Below are 26,471 nucleotides of genomic sequence, written 5' to 3'. Positions count from 1 at the left end.
ACTGATTATCAGCCCTCACCAATCGGGCTTTTACGGGCAGTTAATCTCTCACCTAACCACTTTGCTCCAGCTGAATTTTGAGGTGGGAGTTTTACTGCCCGTTAATGCGGGGTAAATCCTATACTTATATTTTTATTCAAACACCAATAATTTTAAATATAGATTTATAGGTAATTTAGTTCGTTTACTTATGATATTATAGTTATAATTTGTGATTTACTTAAAAAAATAAAATAAGGAGGCTACACAATGCAAAACGCAGTAAAACTGGATGAAATCGATCATAAAATTATGAACTTGTTGTATGAAAATGCAAGAATTTCTGTTTCAGAAATAGGACGAATTATATCCATGACGCAACCTGCTGTAAAAGAACGAATTAACAAGCTTGAAGATCAAGGAGTTATAGCGGCTTACCGAACGAAATTTGAGCCTTCCAAAATTAATAAAAACATTCAAGCATTTATCATGTTTAAAACGAGTCAATGCTCTGATTTTATCCAATTTTGTAATGCCGCTCCTGAAGTAACTGATTTATATCGAATTAGCGGGGAATTTAATTATATGATGAAGGTCATGAGCGATTCGATGGATTCTCTCGCTGCATTTTTAGACTCTTTAATGCAATTTGGATTATCGTCTCCTTTAATTGTTTTAAAGAGTGAGTTTGAGGAGAAATTGTCGTTTTGATAAAGGGATACGTATTATCCCCCGCTAACAGTAAAAGTTTTTCCTTTATGAGAAAAACCAACAATATCAATGACTAGTAAACAAAAAAGAACATTGATTTTTCAATGTTCTTTTTCAGAGTGTTGGGAAACCCTTTAGGGTTCCCAACACTCTGAAATCTTTTTGATTTTAGCAAATGAAAACAACATAAAATAATAGAATTTAGAAAAATAGCCCTCCACCAGACCCTTTTTGGTCAGATGGAGGGCTATTTTTTTCATATTTTGACAAGCTGAGGTGAGATAAGCCTGCATTTGGACAGACTTCAGCCCCCGAAACCGAGCATATCGATAGCCATGGAGTTCTTTGGCGTCCGCAAAGCTTCGCTCTATAGTTGAACAGCGTACTTTATACAACTTTTTCCCTGTAACTGTTAGCTTGTTTTTTCTAGCGATATCTTTATATTTCTCCCATACATGATGAGTGATAACTTTTTGTTTCTGTTTCTTTGAAAAGCACACCTCACGTAGCGGACAAACAGCGCAGTCTTCTGGATTCGATTTATATTGACGATATCCTTCGCGATCCGTTGTCGCATACTCTAAAATACATCCCATCGGACAAGCAAATGCATTCATTTCTTCTACATATTTAAATTGGCTTTTCGGTACTTCTTTATTTCGCTTTCCAAATCGGCGATACCCCATCACCATAAATATATTTCTTTCTGATAATTTCTTACAGATATAACCTGTAAAATAGCCTGCATCAAGAGCTACAGCTTCCACCTTAAATCCGAATTTATTAATTTGAGCTTGTAGACGTGCTAAATACGGCTCGGAATCTGCCATATTTCCAGCCGTTATATAGGTATCTGTAATGATATTGTACTTCGCATCAGTTGTACGATGATCTAAGAAATGAAAACCGTTCGGTTTTCCATCTCTCATTAAAAATCCACTATCTGGATCCGTAGTGCTTATACGAGTTTTTTTAGTAGGGGTATCACTTTCCTTTCTAGGTTTTAATTCTTTTTTCCGTGTACCTCACGATCTTCGATTACCGCAGCTTCTAGTTCATCTATATAAAACTTTGCCTTTTCTTTTTTATATTTATGTACAAATTTATTTTTATTAGCATTGGCCTTAATATGTGTAGAATCTGTCATCAGTGCACGTCCTCCCACCATCCGGTTCTCCGTCGCTTGCCTCACAATCTCATCAAAAATTTCTTCGAAAATATTTGTATGAATAAAACGGGTACGGCGATTCCAACTGATTGTAGAATGATCTGGAATAGTATCTGATAGAGAAAACCCTAAAAACCAACGGTAGGCGATATTCGTTTTAATCTCCTTTTCCAATTGACGCTCAGAACGAATACCATAAAAATATCCAATAAACATCATTTTGAATAAAACGATAGGATGGATTGACGGACGTCCATTGTTTTCACAGTAATAAGGGCGTAACTTCTCCTCAATAAAATCAAAACGAATTGTCGCTTCAATCGCACGAAGGAAATGATCTTGTGGAACTAACTCTTCTACAGAAACAGATACACGTTCATCGCGATGATTTTTTAAAGCACCCATCATAAGAAATCTCTCCTTTTCCTCTTTTTTATCAGTGTTGACACATAAAAAGAGGTTCAGACACAAAAACAGGCTGTGGAGAAGACTTTCTCCACAGCCTGAAAAAGAACATTGATTTTTCAATGTTCTTTTTATATCTCTACTTATTAATTAGATTGCTCTTCGAAAAGAGCACCTTAATTCCCTTACCCCTGATTCCTCTGCGCCTCTCTAAACTCCTCCTTCACCTTCTCTAACAGCCCTTCTTCCGTAATTAATCGATACGCTGTATTCGCTAATGCTTTTGCGGATGTAATTAGCGCTTTATCTCCTAATTCTGAACGTGCTGCTTCTCTAAATTCATTCGTATGTGCAATTAAGTCATCTGGGCCGATTTTAATGTATGGATGTATTGTCGGTACGACTTGGCTTACGTTTCCTGCGTCTGTTGAGCCGATTCCGATTCTTTCTTTACGATTTACGTCTTCACCTTGTAGTTCTAGTTCTTCGGCTACGACGTCATTAAATGTTTTTGTTACGAGTAATTCATCGATTTCATTTTGGAATTGATGAATTTTCACTTTCGTACCTGTTGCTAACGCTGCTCCTTGTGCGATATTTTTTACTTTTTCTGTTACTTCCGCACATCTTTTTCGCGTTGCTGCACGGATGAAGAACCTTGCCGCGGCGTAGTCAGGAATAATGTTAGGTGCTTTTCCGCCCTCTGTAATAACACCATGAATTCTCACATCTGACGGCAATTGTTGGCGAAGTGCGTTAATACTGTTATACAGCTGGATAATCGCATCTAATGCGTTAATCCCTTCTTCTGGTGAGGCTGCTGCATGAGCTGTTTTACCGTAAAAATGAAAATCAAGTGGATCGACTGCTAGTGAGGGACTCGTTGTCGCTGTTTTTCCGCTCGGATGAATCATAAGCGCCGCATCAACATCTTTAAATAAACCTGCTTTTACATAACTCGATTTTGCGCTACCGTTTGGCCCTCCTTCTTCTGCTGGCGTTCCGAATACGACAACTTCTCCGCCGATTTCTTCAAGCGTTTCTGATAATGCAATCGCTGCCGCAACGCTAATTGTGCCAATTAAATTGTGACCACACGCATGACCGAGTCCTGGTAAAGCATCATACTCAGCTAAAAATGCGATAACTGGTCCTTGTTTTCCTGAACTTTTTCGCGCGATAAAACCTGTTTCATGTCCAGCTATATTGTGTTGTAGTTGAAATCCTGCACTCCCTAGCAATAAACTTAACGTTCTTGATGCATAAAACTCTTGGTTACCAATCTCCGGATTCGCATGAATATTATGACTTGTTTCTATGTACTTTTCCTTATTTCTTTCTATACTCTCTTCAATGGTTTTTCTTTGTGACGTTACTCCTGTCGCTCCCATTTTTCTTCCTCCTTTTATTTTCACGTAAAAAAGCCTCTTTCTAAAAGATAGAAAGAGGCTTCTGTATATACAGTCAAAATGAGCTTCTTTCTTATCTTTCAAGTTACCTTGCTGGAATTGGCACAGTATTCATAAAGAATCCGCTGCCGAGGTGTCATAGGGCCAGTCCCTCCACCTCTCGTGATAAGAATTTTCATAAAATTATATTAAATTATTTTTTATTCTAAATTCATTCCGATTAAAAGTCAAGGAATTCCTATCCGAATTTACCGAATATCTAAAAATCCTTTTAACACACCAATTGTTTCCGGTGCTTGTAATCTTGCACATACGTACGGAAATTCCATACTACCTTCAAACATCATTTGAGATGTGAGCGGTGCCCCTGCCCAAAAGATTTCATCATCGATTACGATGAATGGGAATGCTTTATTTTGCCTTTGTAACTTTACATTTTTCAGTGGAACTGGTCCATCACTATACACTGTTATTTGCGCATTTGTACGCATTAACGCTTGCCATACTCGTTTATCTACTTGCTTCGTACTTGGAAGTGAAATGATGATTTTTCGTTTTGCGGCTAAAATATCTTTTAATAGCCCTTTCGGCTCTTCAAGATTCATTTCCATAAACCAGCGTAATCGTTTCGATATTTTTCGCTCCCACAATTGTCGTGATGTCGTGCGATCATACACATCTCCGTGACGTTCTATATGAGCTGTTAATTGTGATAACGCTTGTTTTCTCGATAAGTTTTTACGCATATAATGGCAATCTGATAATTGAATGAACTTTCCTCTCGCTCTTGTCACTGCTACATTGACGAGGCGATGGTTTTTATGATCAAAGAATAACACACCAGGACGTTCTTGCGGATAACTATCAACCGTATCAAAGATCATCATATCTCTTTCAGAACCTTGAAACTTATGAACTGTTGCTGCTAAAACTGGTATGTGTTGATATTTCGTTTTCTGCAGCATTTCTCTAATACACGTTGATAAAAAGCGAGACTGTGCTCTGTATGGCGTAACTACACCGATAGATTGAACACCGTCTAACAATCCAATTAACATCATTTGCATCGCTACTAAACCAGACATAATATTAAAACGAGAACCGGAAGCAGCGTCTTTTAAAGAAAAGGCTCCCATTAAGCTCGTATCAAATAAAACACTCGCCTCATTTGCGAACGGTTGCAGTTTCGCAAGTTCTTTACGCTCTGAAACAGATGGATGATCGTACACTCTATTTTTATAAATAAATGAATTCGTAAACTTCGATATATCCGTATGCATACGTCTTTGTTCCTGCAGCATAAAAAGGTTGGGATGCGCTTCTGATTTATTAACAGACTCAACAATCCCTGCGTGGTAAAACATATCTTCACCGAGCCATTTTCGAACGAGTTCATGATTTGCCATCGCAATCGGAGGTAACTGTAAAAAGTCCCCACAAACGACAATACGTTTCCCAAGAGAAGCGGCTAGTGCGATTTGCGGAACATATGCCATACTCACTTCATCTACGACAACTAAATCAAATGTGCGATCATAAATAAGCGCATCAATTGCACATTTTGATAAAGTCGCACCGATTACTTTCGCATTTTCAATATATTCTTTTTCTACTTCTTTAATTTTCGCTTTTTGCTTTCGAAGATCACTTTCAATCTCTTGTATACGCTTCTTATCAGCAGAAGTCGCTTTATATGATAAAATCTTTTCACGAAGATCTTGTCGTGTTTCTTCTAAATAGAGTCTTTCTTCTCCCCAAGATCCGTTCGTCGTTTCAACTAGCTTCGACGTAAGTAATGTTTCATGATTTCGTATATGTTCATGTTGACTATAACCGTAACGAACAATTTCGCCAGGTGTCCATTTCTTTTTCTTCTCAATTTGCTTCGTTACTTCACTCATTAATACGTCAACTGCCGCATTACTATGAGCTAATACAAGTACCGATTTTCCTTTTTGATAATGAGCCGAAATAATACGTGATAAATTGTAAGACTTCCCTGTTCCCGGTGGTCCCCACACGTACGTTGTCGGATTGTAAAACGAACGATACGCCAATTCATTTTTCGGATTTTTCATCTTCTCAATATGTTTCGGACTGCTCGTCCCATCAACAAGACGCTTTATACGATTACGTTTTAACTTATCTTTATGTGCCTCTTTCAATCGCTCTTGTAGTTGCTCTAACAATTGCCACGGTTCACTGTATAAAACAGCTTCTCGTATTTCACCTTGTATATAATCATTTAATTTCAGTTCTATTTCTAATCCATGTACAGATAATACTTCTCCTGTCGCTTCCTCACCATCAAACTCAATTCGAATTGGTGAACCTTCCGGTAAGCTTACTTCCGAAATAAGCTGAAATACGTATACTGTACTTTCATAATCTGTATATAAAAAACGACCGTTCATGATAGAAATTTTACTACCACCTATCGTTTTCCAATGTTTAATTTCATACGCTAATGCATAATGCCACTCTTTCATCGTTGCCGATAATGAAGGAGTTTGAGTAGGTGTATTCATCGTATAATCTCCTTCCTTCTCCCCAAACATACTTTCTCACTATACCATATAACACGCTAAAATTTGTAAGATTTTTATCTTGCTTATTTTCTTAATTTTCAATAACATATTGTATATAATTTTCAGAAAGAAGGAATCTACATGCCAGTTAGAAGAATTGAACACATCGGTCTTATGGTCGCAAACTTAGAAACATCTATTTCATTTTATGAAGAAGTAGTTGGCTTACAGCTCATTAAACGTATGGGTCACCCGAATCCCGACTTAAAACTCGCTTTTTTAGGTGTGGAAGAATCGAAGGAAACGATACTTGAATTAATTGAAGGTTATAACTCTTCTCTTCCGGCAGAAGGAAAAGTACATCACATTTGCTTTAAAGTGGATTCATTAGAGGATGAAATCGAAAGACTACAGAAACACAGAGTAACCTTTTTACTAGGAGAAGAAATTGAAACATTACCAGATGGAACACGTTACATATTCTTCGCTGGTCCTGATGGAGAATGGATTGAGTTTTTTGAAACGGAGAGATAAAGTTCACACCGATCGGGCCATTTAATGGAGCGAGTTTGTGGAAGGTGGAAAACTATGAAAAATTTTTCTCGCACAGGAAAAATATTATTAGGTTTTGGAGCGATTCAAGTGTTTTGGGGACTTGTAATGCTTAATGGAACTAATCTATTTGAGCACATGGGTAACACAGTGAAATATAGTATTCTAATCACCGGAATGGTTTGTTGCATTGCATCCAACTTTTTTAGAGAATCTAAGAGCTAACTAATAAGTGAGTTATACTTCCTGTTATAAATAACTTTATTATCAACATAAGGAGTAGAAACTGATGAATACAGTTTTTATTATCGTTTTTTGGGTACTTATACTATTTCCTCTGCTTTATATAATCCTGATAAAGAAGTGGAATATAAAAGTAGCTGCCTTATTTATTGGAAGAATTCTATTAAGCATTGTCTATTTCATAAATGGAATGGTGTTAGGACTGCAACGAAATTGGATAGATCCTCCCTATGAAACCGAATGGGATTTCTTTATAAAGTCTTTACTAAACGGGAAAACTGATGCACTTATACACTTGTTACTTCTAATTATTATCATTACTTTAGATTTAGTAATTATATTTTATTATAGAAATAAAAAGAAATAGGATATTCTCTCCTATTTCTTTTCTTAATGTTATAAAAATCTTTCAAATAGCTCTAACTTGCACAATGCTTCCCGTTAATATAATACGCTGATTCTGTGAAAACCGTAAATACAACCTCTACTTCTGGAAGTCCAAAATCCATTACATATGTAGTAATGGCCTTGGCAAATCGATCACGAATTTCCTGTCCACGCTCGAACCATTTCACTTCAATAAGAGGAAACGCTTCTATTTCTTCTCCATTGAATACAAACGTAGAACTTGGTAGCTCCAAGGTAAAATTATCCGTACCACACTCACAGATATCTGCGAGCTCTTCTACTAATGGCTTGCTTATGCTTTTTAATTGTTCAGTAGTAATTCCACGAAACACAACATGCGGCATGTGAATCCCTCCGTTAGATAGCTTTATATTTGCTCACATCATAACACAATTTATTTTGCTGCACTAACATCTATTGGTACATTTCAATGACATTCTTAAGAATGATCCTATGTTATTGAAGCTTTTCATTAAGAATATAATCAGGAGTTAGTAACGAAGTAAAATCCTCTAGTTTAACCATCGCACCAGTCTCATTCTTTTTTGAGAATGCCAGACCAAGGATTTCCTCATAAAATCTAATAGATTTTTGCAAATCTTCAACAAATAATCCCAGACGAAAGTGCATACTCATTCTCCTTCTCACTTATGATGATAATTCTTTATTCCCCAAATACCTTTCCCATTCACTCAAATACATTCTTTTTGTAATCTTATGTGGATTTTCAAGCTTACAAATAAGTTCTAAACTATTTCCATCTGGGTCATTAAAATGAATTTTAGTATGGGCCTAATCGTTATGAGCCATTACAAAGGATTCATGTGGTTCAAATCCAAATGCTTCCCTCGGTTCATACCCTTTGTCTTTAAGCCATTTCACCGAATTCTTCAAATCATCCAAAGTGACTTGAAATGCTATATGTCTTATAGATGGATGATATTCAAGTTCTACTTTATCGGTTTCCCTTAATCCTAACCAACTTTTGTCTTTTTCAATCCATAGAAAAGCTATTTTATCCTCTACACTATGGTTGAACTCCAAACCAAGATTTCCGTAAAATTTTATCGACGATTTTTAATTACTCCCAGAACGAAAACTTTATGCATCATTGACTACTGATAATGACGCTTTATGTAGATTAAACAGGTAGATAACGGTATACAGCTCATCTTTTATGGTACACTTCAATAAAAAGGGGTACGAGGTTTGAAAAAGTGGATTAAAATCACATCAAGCTTAGTTATTGCTATAGCAGTTGGTATTTTTACTGGTTACAAAGTCGGTACGTATGCAGGTTCAGACGTTAAGGAAAAGCAGACTGATAGAATTAAAGGTGAAGAGGTAATACTTGACCTCAATTCTGATCGTCATATAATCAATGCCATGCACAAAATGACTCATCAAAAAGTATTATCTCACGAAAAGCAAGGATTTATTAAAATGACTCCAGAAAACATCGAAACAGTACGTCGAGTAATTGATGAAAGTAATAGTGGAACTTTACAACATAAAGAACAGTACCTCAAGATTTTGGTTCGTTGGTATGAAGGCGATTTCTCTCAATCCGTTGAGGAGCATAATTTATTATGGGAATGGGACAATAATAGCACTGGTCAAGCATACGAATTAGCGACACCGGAACAAGAAGAAGCATACATTCTAGAACAAGGGAAGTCTGAAAAATAATAAAGGGGTATTGTCACATCGGTATCAAACTATCAAAAAGAGATGCCCCTAAATTTAAAAAACACGCTATTCTTTCTGTAGCATCAATTCAAAAAAAGAAGGGATTATCCCCTTCTTTTTTTGAATTCTGTGTCCCTTATTATTTACTATAACCACGATTCAGTTTCGTTAACTTTTCATTGATGTTAAAAATTCTTACTCTAATATCTTTAACACCAGATGCTTGAAGTCTATTCTTGTGCATTTCCGCGTATTTTTCAGCATCTTGTTTTTCCTCAAATACATAGATGCCTCCAGCTTCTTTCGTTTCTTGATTCTCCGTCCATATTTTCCAATGGAATCCTTCTTCTTCATTAATACTTTTTGCTAAATCCCAAAATGCTTTTTCCATTTCTTCACCAAAAGGACCTTCAAACGGAAAATCAACTTGTAATAAATATGCCATTTTCACTCACTCCTATGTTCAATATTTTCAATTCGAATGCAGGTAACACCTTAAATGAGTACCGCTATTATTCCTGCACTCATTTGAAATTTTACCTGCATTTTCACAACCCCTTTTATAAAATAATTACAAAATGATAGCAACTTGAACGCATACAGTTTAACGGCTTTAGGTTATGTTTAAAAAATATGATACAAACTTATCCCTAAACTAAGGACAAACAAAACAAGCGCAGGTATTGCTTTCTTAAAGGGATCTTTCGCTAATACAATAAGAGTTAATGCAGCTGCAAGCATCGTACCGCCTAACAACAATCCTGCCAATAAAGCTGCCATTGGGACCCAAATTCCTATCAACATTCCAATTGCTCCTACAATCTCAAAAGCTCCAGTTAAGAAATTAAAAAACGAAGGTAAACCAAATCGTTTGAACTCATCTGCCATTTTCCCAGATATAATTTTCGTACCTGTCATTAAAAAGAACAGAAACAATACAACTTTTACTACATTCATTAATATTAAAATAGCAATCACATCTTTCTTATTTATTTGATAAATTTTACATGCTATAGCATGTAAAATACAGAAATCTGACTGGTACTAGGCAAAAAAGTGACCCTGAATCAAATATCATACAAAATAAAGCTATCTCCCCATTCCTCCAAACAACCAAAAACTATATGCTATAGCATATAGTATACCTAAAACAAAGTTTGTTCCTTATAAATAGCATAGCATCAATAAGGAACAAATATTAATAACGTGTATCATACAATTTGTTTAATAATGATTGTAATACTTTAATCTCTTCCTCGCTCAAATTACTCGTAACGAAATGGTGAGCGTCTTTCACTACAGGCAAGATTTCTTTTTTTAACTCGTCACCTTTTTCAGTTAAAAAAAGGTTGTGTGAACGCCTATCTTGGTCATTCAAAGCCTTCTTTACAATCCCTTTTCTCTCCATTGACTGTATCATTCTTACGACAGTAGTTTGATCTTTATCAATAGCTTCTGCTAACTCTTTTTGAGTAGTTCCCCTTTGGCTACAAAGAACACTAATAATCCCCCACTGCTCTGGCGTAACTCCAAAAGGCTTTAATTTCTTAGTAAAATAATTGGTCATTTTCACATCAGTACGATGAACAAGATAGCCTATTAAATCATGTAAGTTCATGTTTCACCTCTATAAATTAAGATATAAAAGGGTACAGCATACTAGTCAATTCTTCACAGTGAATTTGCTTATTTCACTAATTATATGCTATAGCATATATATTAAAGTAAGTCATTTTAATTGTCAAATGACTTACCTATTATTTTTCTACAGCAAAATTCATTCCCTACATTATAGAAGAAATATCTAATTTGATAAATTCCTCCAGTGATATTTCTTCTTCATTTATTGGAGCGTTCTTATTCTGTATGGCGCACTACTCTACGTACCACGTTAACTTAATTCAAATTCTTTTACTTATCTACTTAGCCAGATCACCTTAAAATTAGATTCCATTTAAAGCTAATTCAATATGTGCTAACGCTATTGCTACTAATAGATTTGTTACTTACATCAAATTAGAATTAAAAAAAGAGGGCGATAATCTCCCTCTTTTTACAACTGCCTGGATTGCGCATCCCTTATTATTTAACATAGCCACGATTCATGCGGATTTCACTGGATATTTCTTTGATTTGATAACTCTCAGATAAAAGCTTCCTTGTCTAATTAATCAGCAAAAAACTTGTAGAAATCATTATCTAAAGTTTTGTTTCACACTACCGATTTAACCTCTCGACAGCTTCCGCACTTGTATCTACACGTTTAACGAAAAAAACTAATAATAGTGCAACAACATTCATGCCAAGCGCTACATAGAATGAATATTGAATTCCGGATAATAAAGCCTTCTGAGTTAACATTGCCTTCGTAGCTTCTGTGAAAGTTGTTGGATCTAGATCAGCCATTAGACTTTCAGCTTTTGTTTTTGTTACAGAATTCATAATCGTAACAAGAATAGCAGTACCAATCGAACCGGACACTTGTTGAGCTGTATTATTAACAGCTGTACCGTGCGGATTTAAGCGAGTTGGCAATTGATTAAGGCCATTTGTCATAAGTGGCATCATCACCATCGCCATCCCAAACATCCGCAGAGTGTAAATTAGAATAATATGTGTGTGACTAGAGTCGATTTGCAGGTTTGCCAGCATATAAGTTGAAACAGCTGTAATGGAAAGTCCTACTATACCAAGAAGCCGAGGGCCATATTTATCAAATAATTTACCTGTAATTGGTGACATAACTCCCATTATTATCGCACCTGGAAGCATCATCAGCCCAGAGCTCAGCGGTGAAATACCGCGGACGTTTTGTACATAAGCTGGTGTTAAAATCATACCCGAAAACATGGCCACTGCGTTAACAATCGCAATTACAGACGCAAGTGCAAACATTGGGTACTTGTAAACACGTAAATCCAATAACGGTTCATTCATTTTTAATTGACGGATAATGAAAGCAATTAGTGCAATAGCGCCTATGCTTAAGGTTGTTAAGACAACTTTATTCGTCCAACCGTCGGAGCTTGCAGAACTGAACCCATATAGCAAACCGCCAAAACCGACAGAAGATAATAGTAATGAGAGATAATCAAGTTTTGCATTTTTGTTTTGTCTCATGACATTCTCCGATTTCCAAATCCCTAACAGTAAGCTAATGATTGCTAGCGGTAAAATCATTTCAAACAGCAAACGCCAGTCATAGTACTCTACAATATAACCTGATAGTGTCGGTCCAATTGCTGGAGCGGTAATCATAACTAATCCAAAAATCCCCATTGCCGTTCCCCTTTTTTCTCTTGGAAAGCTTACTAGCATAATATTCATTAACAAAGGCCCCATGACTGAAGAACCTGCTGCTTGAACCATCCGGCCAGTAAGTAATAAACTAAAGTTCGGTGCTAAAGCCGCTAAGGCCGTACCAAGAATAAAAATCACCATAGATGTAATAAATAAGCTCCTATTGGAGAAGCGAGTTATTAAAAATGCTGATGCCGGAATTAATATACCACTTACAAGCATATACCCTGTAGAAAGCCACTGGATCGTTGAAAAATCTTTAATGTCTAAATCCTTCATTATTGATGGCAAGGCTACATTTAAAAGCGAGTTATTTAGAAATGAAACAAATGCCCCAATAAAAAGGATTACAAGCATTAAATATGGTGGTTTTCTTTTATTTAATGTTTCACTCATATATTTATTTGCCCCTTCATTATAAATTCCATTGATTCGTTTAAATCGTTTGCACATTTGCACAAGAATACATTATCCTTGCAGTATTTTGCCAAACTCTTCGAATGGATATTCTCTTTTTAGCAATTCTATTTGCTCAACATAACATTTTAATTTTTTTCTATTGATTAAACCTTTATAAACATTTAAATAAGATTTTGAATAAATATTTAAACACGTTTGTTAACCGAAATTAAATTAGGCTGAAATAATCAAAAGAAGCAACTGAAAATACCCTTCTAAAATAAAGTGAAACTTTAATCAGTGGGTGTTTACAGGTAGCCAAACCCCCATCTAACTTCTTTGCTTTCGCTGAATTTTGAGGTGGAGGTGTCTTACTGCCCACAAATAGCGGGATAAATCAACAAGACCATACACCCATTCCTTTAAATACAGGCTTGTAAATCTAGTTATGTAACCATCCATAAAAAGGAATATTACATAGGCTAAGTCTAACATTACATTTTTAAAGTGAGGGGAATAAGCTTATGCACCAATATTGGTATTTGAATTCAAAGGGAGACGAGGAACAATATAATAACCAAATTTCAATGTCATCATTATATTCACAGCCCCAAATAACTAAAGCTGAGGGAATGAATGGTCTGAAGATTCCTGAGAATTGGAGTTGTCGAGTCTATCCATTTGGTTGGGATTCACCAGCCAATTATACAGGTTTCAATCCCCAGTCCTCCCCCTTCTCTTGGGGCCAGCCAAACAATTATGCGGGGATGATGCCCCAAGGACATCCTGCTAATTGGGCTCCATTACCAAGCCATGTTGATTTTAATTTTCAAAAACCTCCCTTCCCCTGGGCCCAACCATTCAATCATGCGGGGATGATGCCCCAAGGACATCCTGCTAATTGGGCCCCATTTTCAGGCCATGCAGGTTTCAATTTTCAAAAACCTCCCTTCCCCTGGGCCCAACAATTCAATCATGCAGGGATGTTCGCACACGGTCATCTTGCCGCTTTACTATCACCGCCAGCCAAGGCTTTTAATTTTAATGCCAATAAATGGGGTGTTTTCGGAAACCCTCCAGCGTGGGGAGGACAGGTAAGTCCCATGGGATGGGGGAATAACGGTCAGCCAGGAATGCTTGGAAACTTACTTGCAGTAGGAAAAAGCAGCATGAATGGAATAGGAATGATTAGTAGTCTAATCGGTATGGGGAAGTTCTTCTTTTAGTTAATTAGAACGGGCGGATAGGTCCTAGCCCAGGCTAAAAAACATTTCCTTTTCCATTGATTTAATCTTCTCAAACATACTTCCAATACTTCCTCCAAGTTCGTTTCCTCGTCTTTCAAATTATAAAAACATCTATTACCATGTATCTGATAACTTGATAGAGGTGTGGTAGCACCAACAAAACGCAAATTTCATACGCAAAAAAACCGGTTCCTTTACGAAAGAACCGGTTTTTTAATTTTTATTTATTTGAAAAGTAGTCAAATCTTTTTTGAACTATTTAATGGATCTGGGCAAAACATAATAAAAAGTACAATACCACCTAAAATAAATGCTGTTGCTGATGAAGCGAAACTTTAATCCGTTTCAGTGGGGGCGCTCATCCCCCACTGATTATTAGTTGAGCCAAGTGTATGTATTTCCCGTCAAAATTTGTCGTATATATTTAATTTCCACTAAAACACTGACGCTACAATAAAAGCGGAGATTTCCGATATGAACACACAAACAATCTCCCCCTCTTATTTAATGTTTTTACTAGTAGTAAAACATTAATTCATGTCCATTAGTTACACAAGATAAAGGATTTTTGTTAATATTTATCCAATATTAAACAATATAAATAAAACCATTCATGCAAAGGAAAACATCATAAAAATTTATAAAGACAAAGGTGAGGTTATTGAATATTTCAGTTCTTGGTTGTGGACGTTGGGGTACTTTTATAGCTTGGTATGCTAACAAAATTGGTCATAATGTCATGTTATGGGGCAGAGAAAACTCAAGAAATTACATTAAATTAAGCGAAACTAGAAAAAATGATTATCTTAATCTCTCAGAAGATATTGAGCTAAGTAATTCTCTACATAAAGCAATTTCAATTGCGGAGATTATTATTATATCGATTAGTGCACAGGAATTACGTTCGTTTGCTTGTCAATTAAACTTAATTAATGAAATACAAGGAAAAACCTTCATCTTATGATTGAAAGAACTATCTAAACAATACGATGTTGAACTTCCAATTAGTAACGCTTTATATGAGATTTTATTTGAAAGTAAAGATGCAAAAGGTACATTAGAAGAACTTTTTTTAAAACCTGTTAAATTTGAATTTTAATGACAGTTTGATAGCGATGAGATAGCATAAACAAAATAGGAATTTCGTACGCTAAGCAAAAAATAAAATGAGCTGCCCATATAGACAGCTCATCTACATAATTATCGTTATTGGAAGTGATATATTTAGTTTTCTAACGAAGTAAAATCATAATTTGATTCGGTCCTGTACGTTTCATAACACGGTATCCGTTAGTTGTTGCTGTTGCGATTCCTTCATCATTTGGCATACAATACCCATTAACTTCACAGCTACCATCATCACGAATAAGAAGCTTACCAACTAAACCAACAGCTACCCACTCCGGGCGTTTGAGACGTGAAAAATATTCTCTTTCAGGGTCCCAATCAGGGTTCAAAATCGGCTGGATTTCTTTACGTTCTGGCAGGATTACTCTACCTTCTTTATCTGTTTCAGCAGGTATAACTACCTCATGATGTTGGATTCTTCCCCATTCATCTGTCACAAACTTGTTTTTCCATCGCAGTTCTCTACTATCACCAATCACACCTGGAGTAGCACTAGTCACGCCTACAATATACGTATCCTGGCTTGTTGCCTTACGTATTTTGTCCCCTTCTATGGTCACAAAATACCCCACATCAATCAGGTTTCCATCTAAGCTTTCAAACATTTCGGCATAATCAGCAGTTCCGTGAACAAAGGCCCCCTCTATAGCCATGTTGCCGCTGGTGCTAACCCATTTCGCACCTAAGCCTGGAGCACTTGACGTTCCATTGGCAATGAACCAGGAGAATTCCTCAGTCGCATTCCCAAATTGCCCCATGATATGAGCACCTTCAAATCCGGCAGTATTCGTAAATCTACCTTCTGCATGGGAGACAATCCCACTTGCTGTTGTCCTAAATCCTTCGGCATGAGAGACATCTCCACTTGCTGTTGTGAATGCACCTTCGGTATGAGAGGCATCCCCACTTGCTGTTGTGAATCTTCCTTCCGCATGAGAGACATCTCCACTTGCCTCTGTGCCACCTCCTTCGGCATGAGAGGCACCCCCACTTGCGACTGTGCTACCTCCTTCGGCATGAGAGGTCTCTCCACTTGCGAATGTGGATTCACCTTCTGCATGGGCAGCGAATCCAACAGCAAATGTATGACTTCCTTCCGCATGAGAGACTTCTCCCCTTGCTTCTGTCGTATTTCCTTCAGCATGAGAGGCCAATCCACTTGCTTTGGTATCAATCCCTTCGGCATGAGAGCTAATTCCGCTTGCTAATGTAGGGGCAGGCGAACTATCAAATCCTACACCACCTTCAGCGTGAGAGGAAATTCCACTAGCAATAGTGTTGGAACCTTCTGCGTGAGCGCTATCGCCCTCTGCTTTTGTTCCAGATCCTTCTGCATGGGAGGCACCTCCATTTGCTGTTGTTCCATACCCTTCCGCATGAGAGATTTCTCCATTTGCTTTTGTGTTAGCCCCTTCTGCATGGGAGACCAATCCACTTGCTGTTGTGTTATTCCCTTCGGCGTGAGATTCAAGTCCACTTGCTGTTGTTCCAGTTCCCTCGGCATGGGATATATCTCCACTTGCTGTTGTGATACTCCCTTCTGCGTGGGAGGCGAATCCACTTGCGACCGGAAAATCCCCTTCTGCGTGGGAGGCAAATCCACTTGCAACAGTATTAACTCCCTCTGCCACAGAACATCCATTATTCGGGTCAGTTCTAATACAGATTGCTCCTGTTGCCCCTGTTGCTCCCGTTGCTCCTGTTGTCCCTGTCGCTCCTGTTGCCCCTGTTGGTCCTGTTGCCCCTGTCGGCTCCCGTTGCTCCTGTTGCCCCTGTTGCTCCCGTTGCTCCTGTTGTCCCTGTCGCTCCTGTTGCCCCTGTTGGTCCTGTTGCCCCTGTCGCTCCCGTTGCTCCTGTTGCCCCTGTTGCTCCCGTTGCTCCTGTTGTCCCTGTTGCTCCCGTTGCTCCTGTTGTCCCTGTTGCTCCCGTTGCTCCTGTTGTCCCTGTCGCTCCTGTTGGTCCTGTTGTCCCTGTCGCTCCTGTTGGTCTGGGAATAGGATTACAAGGTTTACAAGTATTGCAGTGTTTCCTATTCTTTGATGGCATAAACTATCAAACTCCTTTACGTATCAAATTTATATATATTATGTAAAATCAGTTCATTTTTCTTGTATATTTATCTCTATTAAATTAATAGAACGGATCATTATCGATAGAAAGGACAAGAGGGAGTTCTCCTATGTTCTATCGACCTGTGCATTTTTTATACATTCTTATCCTGACGTTGGTTTTAAGATGCTCATTTTTTACTAGATTAGTCGAAAAATTGTATAAAACCCTCAACTTAAACATATTTTCCGAATATAATCTTCACCAATCCGAAATATTTTAATTAACATAATCGTTCACTTATGAGCAATAGAAAAGGATCTTTCAATTGAAGATCCTTTTCTATTACTCATTTAACGAAAGAAATTAGTTAATTGCATAACGCTCTTCTAACTTTCCTTGCGAAACTTAGCGGATCATCAACGTCTTCAATATTAACGTAAATCAAATTTGGATCATCACATAACCACTCATTGTGTATAGACGAAACAATTATTCCTTGTTTAATAATTGTAGCAACAAATCCAGTGACTTCCTTTTGTAAGAGCGCTACCCGTCCTAGACATAATGCCCGTCCAGTTTTATGATCTCTTGATTCGAATGAGAAGGAAGTTGTTACTCTAAAACGTTTTCCCAAGATTGTTGCACGTATTTCATCCCGATTTATTGTTGCTACGCATTTCCCACCGGCGAATCCTTCTTGGCCACCGATAATTCTTGCAAACTGTTGACAAATTGATTCCTCATTAATCGCCATACCTTTAATCATCCCCCCTTTTACTGTTAGGTTATGAATGAATACATCGGTCTGAAACGGTAATGAATCTATTCTATTACAAAAAAGATGACGGGCATCGGATACTGAAGGCAAAACTCGGCTATTATATGTTCAGACATTTTTAGAGAGCATAAAAAAGACACCCTAAGGTGCCATCCTCCGACTTGAGAATCATATCTATGTATGGAAAAATTTAAAAAAAGACCAATACAAAAGAGAAGCTTCTAACTGTAATGTATGGAGCTCTTATGGTATTAAGAATCTCTGTTATATTACTTTTTAATCAGTCTCGTTAAAGCCATCCCAATAAATCCAGCACCCATCCCTATTAGCCATCCAGCATGAGTATCACCTAATATAGATCCCACTCCTCCGCCAAGAAACATGCAGCCAACGAATACTAATCCTCCAATTCCCCAATTCGGTCGTTCCAAAATTCAATCACATCCTTTCCATAAAACATATGCGATTAGCTACCTGAACTTTCTTGCGTAGGATGGTTAATTATTTTGCTAGAAAGGGTATCATTATTTGGCTTAGGTCCGGCAACTTTTAGTGAATTCAAAAAAACGACAATTGATCGATAACAAGCAAAAAGCCCCTTCAAATTTGAAGGGGCTTTTTAATATATAGAAATTAGCTTAAATTAAAGATAACATCTCTTAAAAGGGGGCATTTTTTATTATTCATGTTTATTGAGGAGCCTTCGTTTGAAGCAACTTTAACCCCATACCAATAAAAATCAGTCCTGTTACTTTATTTAGAATCATTCCTACCTTTTGATTTCCTCTTAATTTTTTTGTGACATATGAAGAGAAATAAGCAACAAATAAACACCACAATAGTCCAGTTACTGTAAAAGTAATTCCTAAAATGATAAAAGGTATAGGACCTGCAGCCTTTGTATCTATAAACTGCGGAAGAAACGCAATAAAGAATAAAGAGACTTTTGGATTCGTAAGACTTGTTAAGAGTCCTTGTAAATATATCTTTCTAATGTTCAATTTATTGGATGGAGCTTGAAAAGCTACATTTGTCTTATCAAGTATCATTTTAATTCCTAAATATACAAGATAGATAACACCTATAACCTTAATGGTGTTAAATAACACAACGGATTTTGTAAGTATAATAGATAAACCAAAAGCAACCAATAACGTATGAACTAAAGAACCAGTAATAATACCCAAAACAGAATACACACCTGCTTTTCTACCTTGTGAAATACTTCTTCCCACAATATACATGGTGTCTGCACCAGGAATTAGATTTAATAAAATCCCTGTTAGTAAAAACACTTCGTAATTAATAATACCGTACATTCTAGCACCCCTACCTATTTTTTTGGTGCCCTTATTGATATTAAATGAAATAAAAGAAAAGAAAAGTGTTTTCTGTTTATTCAACAAAATTAGTGAATTCTTGATTTACAACCGATAAAACTGATGGAGTGTACCATTTATATTGCTGGCCCAAAACTCACTATTAAATAAGTAAAACCCCAGAAATCCAAAGGTCTCTGGGGCTTCATTATATATTTAGCTCTTTTTGCTTTTTGTTTTGTTTATGTCTATACAGCAATTTTCGGCTTATTAGAGAAATCACTAATAAGGTCAGAATCAATACGACAAGTTGCATAAATGATAAATCAAAATATTTAGCACCTGTAACTATTAAAAGTGTAGAAATCGTGCCTTTTACAATGAAAAAAATAATAATCCATAATCCGCTTTTTTTCCAGTTCATTTTATATTACCCTTTCCTACGTTTAAATTCTTGAAAGATTTAATGATAGTTCTTAAATGTGACAACTTAATAGAAATCTATTATATCAATATAAAAAATAGAATTTTTCACAAAAATCATGTCCAATTACATACGACGATTCCATAATAAATGAAAATGATATTCAGTGTCAATTTTATTGATTATTTGAACACCTATTTTTTCATCTCAATCTCTTCCCACTTTGTTTCTTATAGGCAATAAACTCTTGTCTTCAAACAAAAACACCTCCATTGCATTTGCACACTTAGTATGCGAATGCAAGAGGTGTTTTTTCATGTACCATCAGGTAAGATTTCCTGCTTTGTTTATCAGTTTAAGTTTTTGATACGTAGCTATTTTCTAGTACACGATAACTGGATCATAAGTGTTCAAACTATCATACACAGTTTTTGCAACATTAGGAAGAAGGTTAACACATCCACCTGATCCCCCTGTTAAATAAGCATTATTTGCCCAGTTTGTTCGCCAGCCTGCGTCATGGAATCCTTGACCGCTATTTGTGAATGGAACCCAGTAATCTACTTTAACTGCATAATCAGCTTTACCTACTGCGCTTCCTTTCAACGTGTATGGTGTTCGTTTATATAGGACGTACCACACACCTGGTGATGTATCTTCACTCGTGCTATGTTTACCAGTTACTACATTTGTTGTGACTGCTAATTTTCCATCTTTATAAATCCAAATTTGTTGCTCTGCAATTGAAACTTCCGCATACGTGTCTCCGATGCCATTATTCGATGTTGTTTTATAACCGATACCTTCCTTCTCCCAACCATTTCCGTGAATATTAGAAGCAGATAGCGATTTTTCACCCTTTTCAAAAGCTTGCCCAACTTGTTTTGTTTCTTTTTCAACATCTAGTGCCCAGCCGTAGCCTTGTCCTTTTACTGATATGACCGAACCGGAATGGGTTTTAAAGCTGAAATTTTTATTTAATGTTGATTTAGCATTATTAATTTCAGCAATCTTATTCTTAATATCGCTCGCATCGATTGTAACCTTCATATCCTTTGACATAGAGGCATTTTGAATTAAATCTTTCGCTTTTAAAGGATAAACTTCATTCTGCACTTTATATTCAACTGACTGTTGAAGAAGATTTTGTAGTGCTTTCTCCTCTTTTTTGATAATCGGATCGTCTTCTTTAATAGGCTGTATGTATGTAGACTTCAGATGAATTTCGCTTTTATATTTCTGCTTGTCGTAATCTTTCAGTAGACTAGTAACGTCATACTGTTTTCCTTCAACACTTTTCGAGATAACAATCTTTCCTTGTTCGAGCTTCGCCATAGCATCTTGAGGCGCTTTTAGTTTTTCATTCATAGAGATGAGTTTTTCTTCTACAAGTTTTTTCATCGTTTCACTACGATATTGATCCGCCTTTTCTGGTAGCAATGAATAATTTTTTTCCTTTGAGGAAGGGAAAAATGTCCACTGGCTTTTTAGTAGTTTCTTAACTTGTGGCAAATTTTTTTCCGTAAGTTCTGTTTTTGTCTCTTTTTCATCTAAAATTTGTTGTTGATCGACATAGACTTTGTTTGCTAGTCCAGATGTTTTTAATTTCTGTATTGCCTGATCAGCACTCAAACCACCAACATTGGTATCATTAATCGTAACATTCGAGTTGAAGTGAGTTGCCTGATAATAACTCACTCCCCCAACGAGAAGTGCAATTATACCAACACCCGCTGCGATAAGCTTCCAATTTGTAAAACGTTTTTTTGATCTTACCCGTTTTTTCTCAACTTCTTCAACTGATTCATTTACTGTATTGTTGTTCATCAATCTTTCCCCCGTATACATTAACGTCAATCGATTTTAAAGCAAAACCATTGACTAGTGTACCTCATTTTTCCTGAAATTTCATTATTTTTGACCAGATTTTATCGCATTTAATTGATTAAATTTAGACTTTTTTATAGAAAGACACACTGAATAATCCCTTACAAGTAGTGAATCATTACAATAGATCCGAAAAAGTTAAGTACCATATACTTTTATTCAACTAACTTTTCTCCCATAACAATCTCAAACAAAGTAGCTGCGTTTTTTCCTTCTAATTGAGCATACCGATTATCCCCCGCCATTATTTCTACTTTATCCTTATTAGGACTAATCCAAATTTGATATGACACAGCTTTCGCCTCAATTTTCGGATTTTTAAACTGAAAAATAAACTGATAATCAGCTGAACGCGACATTTCCGATTTTTTATTTTCAAAATGAATTTCATTTAATATTTTCTTTACTTGCAACACCTGATTATTGTCTGTCACTATCTTAAAATCTTCATATTTATCATCACCAACATGTTTCTGCACTTCGATTCTTTGATCTTCATTTCCTAGTATATTTGAACAGCCGGTTACTATGCATATACATATAGCAACAAAAACTAAAACCAATTTTCTAATTCGCATATTAGTCCCCCTCTTTTAATAAAAGGTACCTTTTAGTTTTACATATAAACATTAATAAGGAAGGAGTGCTATTCAATGCAAATGAATACATACACTTGGAAAAGTTATACGTTTCTCATTGTAAGTATATTCGTTACTATTAATCTATTTCTCTTCTCACCTATTTTAGACAGAGTTGGAGTAGAATACGTGGTTCCTTTCGCGTACTTCATATTAGCTTCCGCTGTTATAGCAATTATATTAGCGGTTATCTCATTTTATAGTCGTACTGAAAAGAAAATTTTATCTATTATCGGTTTAACCTTTACGTTATTTAACACAGCAATTATTTTATTTTTCCTTTGGTTCGGTTATCATTTCACGTAAAATATAAATATAATCCGTAACCTAAAAGAAGGATTAGTATTATAGAAATGCTGAGTATCGTGTATATGACCCACCTTAATGTTGTACTCATATAATCACCCCTCTCACGTTTCGATAATTCCATTATATAACAAATAATTCATTGAAAGTTTAGAACGTGCTTTAAAATAAAGTAGGCGAAATAAGGGACACCATTTGACTCCCCTTACTTCGCCTTTAAAGAACAATGAGTGAATCGCTTACTCAAGCAGCTTATTAAGTAATCTTTCACTATTTTTACACAATGATAATTATAGTATTTTTTGACATTTGATCATTATAAATTTAAATGGAGGTTTACTTACCATATTTTTATGTGGCTCCACAATTTCCGTAGTTTCCATCAGTCCATATTTTCCAAAGTCTTGTTGTACCGAGTCAACATCATAAAAATACATTTTTACCCCTTCCATTATCTCGAAGTAGTCTTTACCCAGTTGTTTCCCCTTTCCAAACATTGGGGCATCTTTTGAAATAGTAGTAAAAATCATATATCCGTTTGGCTTTAACTGACTATAACAATCTTTAATAAACTTCTCTCTCTCATCCTTATTCAATAAATGAATAAGTGCATAACAAAATATACCATCATACAGTTTGTTATCAAAAGGCATATCAGTTACTGAACCATGGAAGAAATCAGCATTAAGCTCATTTTGTTTTGCCAATTCAATCGCCGTTTTTGAAATTTCAATACCTGTTACATGTATTCCGTTATCAATAAAAACCTTCGCATTTCTACCGTACCCAATACCAGGAATCAATATATCCTTCACTTTCTTTTCAAGGAAAAAGTCCTTCGCTAAAATTGCGGAGTCTGAAGCTTCAAATCCCCACATCATTTGATTTTCTATAAAACTTGCTTCCCAAAATTCTGTCATACATCAATCTCCTATATATATCGTTGTTTACCATTAAATGTTGAAAAATCATCGCATATTCACGAAATTGTATCAAATTTCAACGTTAATTCAAAACAAAAAGCATTGGATATCCAATGCTTTTTCACACTTACGCAAACAGGGACGTATTCGCATATAAAGCTGGTGAGCCACCTGAATGTACGAATAAAATGTTGTCCTCTTTATTAAATTTACCTTTTCTAATTAAGTCAATGAGTCCCGCTACTGCTTTACCTGTATAAACTGGGTCAAGTAAAATACCTTCAGTTTTCGCAAGTAACTGTACTGCTTCAACCATTTCTGATGTTGGTAAAGCGTAACCTGGTCCTACATATTCATCAAAGCATGTAACTGCTTCGCGTGAAATAGAGTTTGGAATACCTACGTGAGCTGAAGTTTCATCTACAAGTTTTGCTACTTTCTCTTCTTGCTCCGCTTTTCCTCTACTTACATTTATTCCGATTACAGGAATTTTGCTTTGCGTTCCGGAAAAACCAGTAATTAGACCAGCATGCATACCAGCGCTACCACTTACACAAACAACTGAACTGAAATCAATTCCTTGCTCAAATGATTGAGCCATAATTTCTTGCGCACAAGCAATATACCCCATTGCACCAGTAGGGTTCGATCCACCAACTGGTATTACATATGGTGTATTTCCTTTTTCACTTACTTCTTTCGCTACTTTATGCATTTCTTCCATAAGGTCTGTTCCGTTTGGCACAACAATTACGTTTTCAGCACCTAATAAATGATATAAGAAATAGTTTCCGTTAAAGTCTGGCTTTTCTTCTGGCTCAAGCCCTTCTTCTAACACAAGAATACATTTCATTTTTTCTTTTACCGCAGCTGCAAGTGTTAGACGGCAATGGTTTGACTGAATACCACCAGCTGTAATTAACGTATCTGCACCCTTTTCCTGTGCATCCGCAACTAGAAACTCTAACTTTCTCGTCTTATTACCGCCAGCTGTTAAACCAAGTAAATCATCTCGTTTAAAATAAATAGTTGGGCCACCAAGTGCCTCAGAAAAATTGTTTAATTTTTCAATTGGTGTATATGATTCTGTATATTTTTTTCTAGGGAATTTAGCTAAATTCATCAATAACGCTCCTTTTATACTCTTTCACAGTAAATGTAACCCTACTATTATTACATGGAAAAATGATGAAGTCACCTTTCCGGATTAAAAATATATCGAAATTCAGTAAATGAAATTATATCGGCGATATTTTACTTTTACCGGTGATTCAACATAGAATATCGACCTGCCGACAAAAAACGACTTACAAAATCTATTTCTCATCATTCAAAAAAGAGCCCACACATTTAAATGTGGGCTCTCTCCAATCACTTATTTGCCGAAAAACGAAGAAGCTGTGTTAATCCTGGCTCTAAATTCATTTCTCCTTTGTGACGTACGTATACGATTTTGTCGCCATCAAATTTTGGCGGTTTTCCTGGATTATACGTATTCCACTCGTTCGTTCCTTCTACAGTGTACTCCATATATTCTGTTGCACCAACGATTACATTATTTCTATCATCAGCCGTCACATCTGGTGCCATTTGTGCGATTTTTGCATCACTAATTGATAATTTCTTTATATCCTTATCACGTTTATAATCGTAAGCCGTTACGACTACATCGTTACCATATGCTTTTATTTGTAATCCTTGTTTGAAAGAATATCCATCCGGCGCAGTCTTCTCTCCGCCATTTGGTCCAGCCGACATCCAACCAGTTTCAATCCCGCCTGTATTTACAACCGTAAATCCTTTTTCATCTCCGCCTGTAATTTTCTTTTTACCAGCCCAGTCTGGCAAGTTTAAGTCCCAATGCGTATGACTCGTAAAGAAAACAACTTGCGGATAGTCTTTTAATATATCGTACAATTTATCAACGTTTAAATAGTCTTGTAAATACGGGTTTTGTCTTGATCCAGATACTGTATCAGGTAAAACGTGATGAGAGAAAATGAAAATTGGCTTATTTTTATCTTTTTGACTATATTCCTTTAAATTTTGTTTTAACCATCCTAATTGCTCATCACTCATATATACTTCATCCCACATTTTCGAATCGTGGTATTTCATATATTTTTCAGTTCCTAAAAATAAAAGCGGATAACCGTCTAATTCTTTTTTATGATATACCTTATCTTGTCCGCTAAATTTCAGATAGCGGTTAAATAGCGTTTCCTCAGTTACACCATTTGGCCATGTATTTTGAGAGAGTTTCCCATCAGCCGTCCATTTACCTGCATAAAACTCATGATTCCCAACTGTTGACCATACATTTTCCGGGAGCTTATTTTTGTTTAACACACGCTTTACATCATCATATTGTGACTGCTGTCCAGTTGACGTTATATCCCCATTCATAATAAGCGCTCTAGAAAGTGGCGTCACTTTGTTCATATCTTTTAACACATGATCAAAATCCCCTAAATCTCCTTGAATGTCGCTAATAACATTAAAAGTTGTAGCTGACTTTCGAACGTGCTCTTTTACTTCTGCATGTGCTGAAAATGTCGCTAATAACGCCGCCATAACAGCTAATGAAGCAACTGCCTTTTTCATACAAATTCTCCCCCTAATAATAGAATGTACAAATTGACATATTCTGCTTTCTCTTAAATGCTTGTCCAATTCACATTATAAGGAGGGATTGTAAAGATTAATGGAGTAAAAATTTAAGTGTTTTTTAAGAGATTTTGTCTTTTTTACACTACCCATTTAACAATTGGCACCAATTGTTCTATTTACCTATTAATATTAAATGAGTGTAAAATCACACGATAACTCGCTTAGTTTGATACGTTGTGTTTTAATCTATTTTACATAATCTCAATAAAACACTTTACCTTTTTAAATGTTCTTCATTTAATTCGAATAACTCCGGTAAAATAAAACAGCCATCTTTTCTGTATATTTTCACAAAAAGAATACCGTTT

General features: G+C 36.1%; 28 protein-coding genes, 1 pseudogene and 1 riboswitch. Of the genes and pseudogenes, 8 read left to right on the top strand and 21 right to left on the bottom strand.

Annotation, left to right across the window (positions count from 1 at the left end):
- Positions 1 to 249: 249 nt before the first annotated feature.
- The gene (locus CDB3_RS08610) at positions 250 to 690 is read left to right on the top strand and encodes an Lrp/AsnC family transcriptional regulator (protein ID WP_001178565.1); all 441 of its coding nucleotides are present in this window, start codon (positions 250 to 252) and stop codon (positions 688 to 690) included.
- A 134-nt stretch (positions 691 to 824) separates the two neighbouring features.
- Here the strand turns inward: CDB3_RS08610 and CDB3_RS08605 are convergent.
- From CDB3_RS08605 to CDB3_RS08595, 3 genes are all read right to left on the bottom strand, one after another.
- Positions 825 to 2,266, bottom strand: a protein-coding gene (locus tag CDB3_RS08605; RefSeq protein ID WP_372708522.1) for an IS1182 family transposase whose coding sequence is annotated in 2 segments (ribosomal slippage) — positions 825 to 1,705 and positions 1,705 to 2,266 — 1,443 coding nt in all. Because the reading frame shifts where the segments join, the coding sequence is not laid out codon by codon here.
- Positions 2,267 to 2,448: 182 nt separating this feature from the next.
- Positions 2,449 to 3,654, bottom strand: coding sequence for a M20 family metallopeptidase (locus CDB3_RS08600; protein ID WP_128854124.1), 1,206 nt, complete (start codon positions 3,652 to 3,654; stop codon positions 2,449 to 2,451).
- Positions 3,655 to 3,742: 88 nt separating this feature from the next.
- A riboswitch (SAM riboswitch) is annotated at positions 3,743 to 3,844 on the bottom strand.
- Between the two features lie 76 nt (positions 3,845 to 3,920).
- Positions 3,921 to 6,230 (bottom strand): AAA domain-containing protein, encoded by a 2,310-nt coding sequence (locus tag CDB3_RS08595; RefSeq protein ID WP_128854123.1) that lies wholly within the window; start codon positions 6,228 to 6,230, stop codon positions 3,921 to 3,923.
- 111 nt (positions 6,231 to 6,341) lie between these two features.
- Here CDB3_RS08595 and CDB3_RS08590 point away from each other — a divergent pair, with 111 nt between their 5' ends.
- The 3 genes from CDB3_RS08590 to CDB3_RS08580 all read left to right on the top strand — a co-directional run bounded on the left by CDB3_RS08590 (position 6,342) and on the right by CDB3_RS08580 (position 7,362).
- Positions 6,342 to 6,734 (top strand): VOC family protein, encoded by a 393-nt coding sequence (locus CDB3_RS08590; RefSeq protein ID WP_128854122.1) that lies wholly within the window; start codon positions 6,342 to 6,344, stop codon positions 6,732 to 6,734.
- A 54-nt stretch (positions 6,735 to 6,788) separates the two neighbouring features.
- The gene (locus tag CDB3_RS08585; protein ID WP_128854121.1) at positions 6,789 to 6,977 is read left to right on the top strand and encodes a hypothetical protein; all 189 of its coding nucleotides are present in this window, start codon (positions 6,789 to 6,791) and stop codon (positions 6,975 to 6,977) included.
- Positions 6,978 to 7,041: 64 nt separating this feature from the next.
- Positions 7,042 to 7,362 carry a hypothetical protein gene (locus CDB3_RS08580; RefSeq protein ID WP_128854120.1) on the top strand — a complete coding sequence of 107 codons (321 nt, stop codon included), beginning with the start codon at positions 7,042 to 7,044 and terminating at the stop codon, positions 7,360 to 7,362.
- A 52-nt stretch (positions 7,363 to 7,414) separates the two neighbouring features.
- On the opposite strand, the gene CDB3_RS08575 is transcribed toward CDB3_RS08580, so the two are convergent.
- From CDB3_RS08575 to CDB3_RS33070, 3 genes and pseudogenes are all read right to left on the bottom strand, one after another.
- The gene (locus CDB3_RS08575; RefSeq protein ID WP_001120970.1) at positions 7,415 to 7,747 is read right to left on the bottom strand and encodes a DUF1904 family protein; all 333 of its coding nucleotides are present in this window, start codon (positions 7,745 to 7,747) and stop codon (positions 7,415 to 7,417) included.
- A gap of 112 nt (positions 7,748 to 7,859) precedes the next feature.
- The gene (locus CDB3_RS08570; RefSeq protein ID WP_256869702.1) at positions 7,860 to 8,033 is read right to left on the bottom strand and encodes a VOC family protein; all 174 of its coding nucleotides are present in this window, start codon (positions 8,031 to 8,033) and stop codon (positions 7,860 to 7,862) included.
- An 18-nt stretch (positions 8,034 to 8,051) separates the two neighbouring features.
- Positions 8,052 to 8,471: pseudogene (locus CDB3_RS33070) on the bottom strand (VOC family protein).
- 141 nt (positions 8,472 to 8,612) lie between these two features.
- Here CDB3_RS33070 and CDB3_RS08560 point away from each other — a divergent pair.
- Positions 8,613 to 9,092: a PRK06770 family protein gene (locus CDB3_RS08560; protein ID WP_128854119.1), complete on the top strand. Its 480-nt coding sequence runs from the start codon at positions 8,613 to 8,615 to the stop codon at positions 9,090 to 9,092.
- Between the two features lie 139 nt (positions 9,093 to 9,231).
- Here CDB3_RS08560 and CDB3_RS08555 read toward each other — a convergent pair whose 3' ends face one another.
- The 4 genes from CDB3_RS08555 to CDB3_RS08540 form a co-directional block, all read right to left on the bottom strand.
- Positions 9,232 to 9,537, bottom strand: a complete 306-nt coding sequence (locus CDB3_RS08555) for a monooxygenase (protein ID WP_128854118.1) — start codon at positions 9,535 to 9,537, stop codon at positions 9,232 to 9,234.
- A gap of 179 nt (positions 9,538 to 9,716) precedes the next feature.
- On the bottom strand, positions 9,717 to 10,067 hold the full coding sequence (locus CDB3_RS08550) for a DoxX family protein (RefSeq protein WP_128854149.1): 351 nt from the start codon (positions 10,065 to 10,067) through the stop codon (positions 9,717 to 9,719).
- Positions 10,068 to 10,290: 223 nt separating this feature from the next.
- Positions 10,291 to 10,710 (bottom strand): MarR family winged helix-turn-helix transcriptional regulator, encoded by a 420-nt coding sequence (locus tag CDB3_RS08545; protein WP_097830282.1) that lies wholly within the window; start codon positions 10,708 to 10,710, stop codon positions 10,291 to 10,293.
- A 599-nt stretch (positions 10,711 to 11,309) separates the two neighbouring features.
- Positions 11,310 to 12,788, bottom strand: coding sequence for a DHA2 family efflux MFS transporter permease subunit (locus CDB3_RS08540; RefSeq protein WP_128854117.1), 1,479 nt, complete (start codon positions 12,786 to 12,788; stop codon positions 11,310 to 11,312).
- Between the two features lie 527 nt (positions 12,789 to 13,315).
- Here CDB3_RS08540 and CDB3_RS08535 point away from each other — a divergent pair.
- Complete coding sequence (locus CDB3_RS08535; protein ID WP_128854116.1) at positions 13,316 to 14,017, top strand: hypothetical protein; 702 nt, start codon at positions 13,316 to 13,318, stop codon at positions 14,015 to 14,017.
- A 682-nt stretch (positions 14,018 to 14,699) separates the two neighbouring features.
- Positions 14,700 to 15,002 carry a hypothetical protein gene (locus tag CDB3_RS08530; RefSeq protein WP_256869701.1) on the top strand — a complete coding sequence of 101 codons (303 nt, stop codon included), beginning with the start codon at positions 14,700 to 14,702 and terminating at the stop codon, positions 15,000 to 15,002.
- A gap of 268 nt (positions 15,003 to 15,270) precedes the next feature.
- Here the strand turns inward: CDB3_RS08530 and CDB3_RS08525 are convergent, their stop codons facing one another.
- From CDB3_RS08525 to CDB3_RS08495, 8 genes are all read right to left on the bottom strand, one after another.
- Positions 15,271 to 16,797 (bottom strand): peptidase G2 autoproteolytic cleavage domain-containing protein, encoded by a 1,527-nt coding sequence (locus CDB3_RS08525; RefSeq protein WP_256869700.1) that lies wholly within the window; start codon positions 16,795 to 16,797, stop codon positions 15,271 to 15,273.
- Positions 16,798 to 16,822: 25 nt separating this feature from the next.
- Positions 16,823 to 17,212: a hypothetical protein gene (locus CDB3_RS08520; RefSeq protein ID WP_218673334.1), complete on the bottom strand. Its 390-nt coding sequence runs from the start codon at positions 17,210 to 17,212 to the stop codon at positions 16,823 to 16,825.
- Between the two features lie 373 nt (positions 17,213 to 17,585).
- Entirely contained in the window at positions 17,586 to 17,984 is a 399-nt protein-coding gene (locus CDB3_RS08515; RefSeq protein WP_128854115.1) for a DUF1259 domain-containing protein, read from the bottom strand.
- 281 nt (positions 17,985 to 18,265) lie between these two features.
- Positions 18,266 to 18,427 (bottom strand): hypothetical protein, encoded by a 162-nt coding sequence (locus tag CDB3_RS31605; protein ID WP_179139680.1) that lies wholly within the window; start codon positions 18,425 to 18,427, stop codon positions 18,266 to 18,268.
- A gap of 258 nt (positions 18,428 to 18,685) precedes the next feature.
- Positions 18,686 to 19,315 (bottom strand): LysE family translocator, encoded by a 630-nt coding sequence (locus CDB3_RS08510; protein ID WP_128854114.1) that lies wholly within the window; start codon positions 19,313 to 19,315, stop codon positions 18,686 to 18,688.
- Positions 19,316 to 19,523: 208 nt separating this feature from the next.
- Positions 19,524 to 19,739: a hypothetical protein gene (locus CDB3_RS08505; protein ID WP_128854113.1), complete on the bottom strand. Its 216-nt coding sequence runs from the start codon at positions 19,737 to 19,739 to the stop codon at positions 19,524 to 19,526.
- A gap of 381 nt (positions 19,740 to 20,120) precedes the next feature.
- A complete protein-coding gene (locus CDB3_RS08500; protein ID WP_128854112.1) occupies positions 20,121 to 21,566 on the bottom strand; it encodes a L,D-transpeptidase family protein in 1,446 nt (481 codons plus the stop codon).
- Positions 21,567 to 21,781: 215 nt separating this feature from the next.
- The gene (locus CDB3_RS08495; protein ID WP_128854111.1) at positions 21,782 to 22,204 is read right to left on the bottom strand and encodes a YhfM domain-containing protein; all 423 of its coding nucleotides are present in this window, start codon (positions 22,202 to 22,204) and stop codon (positions 21,782 to 21,784) included.
- Positions 22,205 to 22,279: 75 nt separating this feature from the next.
- Here CDB3_RS08495 and CDB3_RS08490 point away from each other — a divergent pair, with 75 nt between their 5' ends.
- Positions 22,280 to 22,570, top strand: coding sequence for a hypothetical protein (locus CDB3_RS08490; RefSeq protein ID WP_128854110.1), 291 nt, complete (start codon positions 22,280 to 22,282; stop codon positions 22,568 to 22,570).
- Positions 22,571 to 22,860: 290 nt separating this feature from the next.
- Here CDB3_RS08490 and CDB3_RS08485 read toward each other — a convergent pair whose 3' ends face one another.
- From CDB3_RS08485 to CDB3_RS08475, 3 genes are all read right to left on the bottom strand, one after another.
- Positions 22,861 to 23,490 (bottom strand): class I SAM-dependent methyltransferase, encoded by a 630-nt coding sequence (locus tag CDB3_RS08485; RefSeq protein ID WP_128854109.1) that lies wholly within the window; start codon positions 23,488 to 23,490, stop codon positions 22,861 to 22,863.
- Between the two features lie 130 nt (positions 23,491 to 23,620).
- Complete coding sequence (gene cuyA / locus CDB3_RS08480) at positions 23,621 to 24,616, bottom strand: D-cysteate sulfo-lyase (RefSeq protein WP_128854108.1); 996 nt, start codon at positions 24,614 to 24,616, stop codon at positions 23,621 to 23,623.
- 248 nt (positions 24,617 to 24,864) lie between these two features.
- Positions 24,865 to 26,097, bottom strand: a complete 1,233-nt coding sequence (locus CDB3_RS08475) for a DUF4073 domain-containing protein (protein ID WP_128854107.1) — start codon at positions 26,095 to 26,097, stop codon at positions 24,865 to 24,867.
- Positions 26,098 to 26,471 lie beyond the last annotated feature (374 nt).

The organism is Bacillus sp. CDB3 (assembly GCF_002081505.1).
Lineage (GTDB): Bacteria > Bacillota > Bacilli > Bacillales > Bacillaceae_G > Bacillus_A > Bacillus_A cereus_AT.
The sequence above is the reverse complement of the archived record's forward strand: the minus strand, read 5'-3'. Positions and strand labels throughout refer to the sequence as shown.

Coding starts and splice junctions, on each gene's coding strand:
- CDB3_RS08520 (WP_218673334.1), bottom strand. CDS start 17,212: ATGCCATCAAAGAATAGGAAACACTGCAATACTTGTAAACCTTGTAAT.
- CDB3_RS08600 (WP_128854124.1), bottom strand. CDS start 3,654: ATGGGAGCGACAGGAGTAACGTCACAAAGAAAAACCATTGAAGAGAGT.
- cuyA (WP_128854108.1), bottom strand. CDS start 24,616: ATGAATTTAGCTAAATTCCCTAGAAAAAAATATACAGAATCATATACA.
- CDB3_RS08500 (WP_128854112.1), bottom strand. CDS start 21,566: ATGAACAACAATACAGTAAATGAATCAGTTGAAGAAGTTGAGAAAAAA.
- CDB3_RS08575 (WP_001120970.1), bottom strand. CDS start 7,747: ATGCCGCATGTTGTGTTTCGTGGAATTACTACTGAACAATTAAAAAGC.
- CDB3_RS08535 (WP_128854116.1), top strand. CDS start 13,316: ATGCACCAATATTGGTATTTGAATTCAAAGGGAGACGAGGAACAATAT.
- CDB3_RS08585 (WP_128854121.1), top strand. CDS start 6,789: ATGAAAAATTTTTCTCGCACAGGAAAAATATTATTAGGTTTTGGAGCG.
- CDB3_RS08540 (WP_128854117.1), bottom strand. CDS start 12,788: ATGAGTGAAACATTAAATAAAAGAAAACCACCATATTTAATGCTTGTA.
- CDB3_RS08475 (WP_128854107.1), bottom strand. CDS start 26,097: ATGAAAAAGGCAGTTGCTTCATTAGCTGTTATGGCGGCGTTATTAGCG.
- CDB3_RS08590 (WP_128854122.1), top strand. CDS start 6,342: ATGCCAGTTAGAAGAATTGAACACATCGGTCTTATGGTCGCAAACTTA.
- CDB3_RS08570 (WP_256869702.1), bottom strand. CDS start 8,033: ATGCACTTTCGTCTGGGATTATTTGTTGAAGATTTGCAAAAATCTATT.
- CDB3_RS08545 (WP_097830282.1), bottom strand. CDS start 10,710: ATGAACTTACATGATTTAATAGGCTATCTTGTTCATCGTACTGATGTG.
- CDB3_RS08515 (WP_128854115.1), bottom strand. CDS start 17,984: ATGATTAAAGGTATGGCGATTAATGAGGAATCAATTTGTCAACAGTTT.
- CDB3_RS08580 (WP_128854120.1), top strand. CDS start 7,042: ATGAATACAGTTTTTATTATCGTTTTTTGGGTACTTATACTATTTCCT.
- CDB3_RS08555 (WP_128854118.1), bottom strand. CDS start 9,537: ATGGCATATTTATTACAAGTTGATTTTCCGTTTGAAGGTCCTTTTGGT.
- CDB3_RS08510 (WP_128854114.1), bottom strand. CDS start 19,315: ATGTACGGTATTATTAATTACGAAGTGTTTTTACTAACAGGGATTTTA.
- CDB3_RS08595 (WP_128854123.1), bottom strand. CDS start 6,230: ATGTTTGGGGAGAAGGAAGGAGATTATACGATGAATACACCTACTCAA.
- CDB3_RS08505 (WP_128854113.1), bottom strand. CDS start 19,739: ATGAACTGGAAAAAAAGCGGATTATGGATTATTATTTTTTTCATTGTA.
- CDB3_RS08490 (WP_128854110.1), top strand. CDS start 22,280: ATGCAAATGAATACATACACTTGGAAAAGTTATACGTTTCTCATTGTA.
- CDB3_RS08485 (WP_128854109.1), bottom strand. CDS start 23,490: ATGACAGAATTTTGGGAAGCAAGTTTTATAGAAAATCAAATGATGTGG.
- CDB3_RS08610 (WP_001178565.1), top strand. CDS start 250: ATGCAAAACGCAGTAAAACTGGATGAAATCGATCATAAAATTATGAAC.
- CDB3_RS08495 (WP_128854111.1), bottom strand. CDS start 22,204: ATGCGAATTAGAAAATTGGTTTTAGTTTTTGTTGCTATATGTATATGC.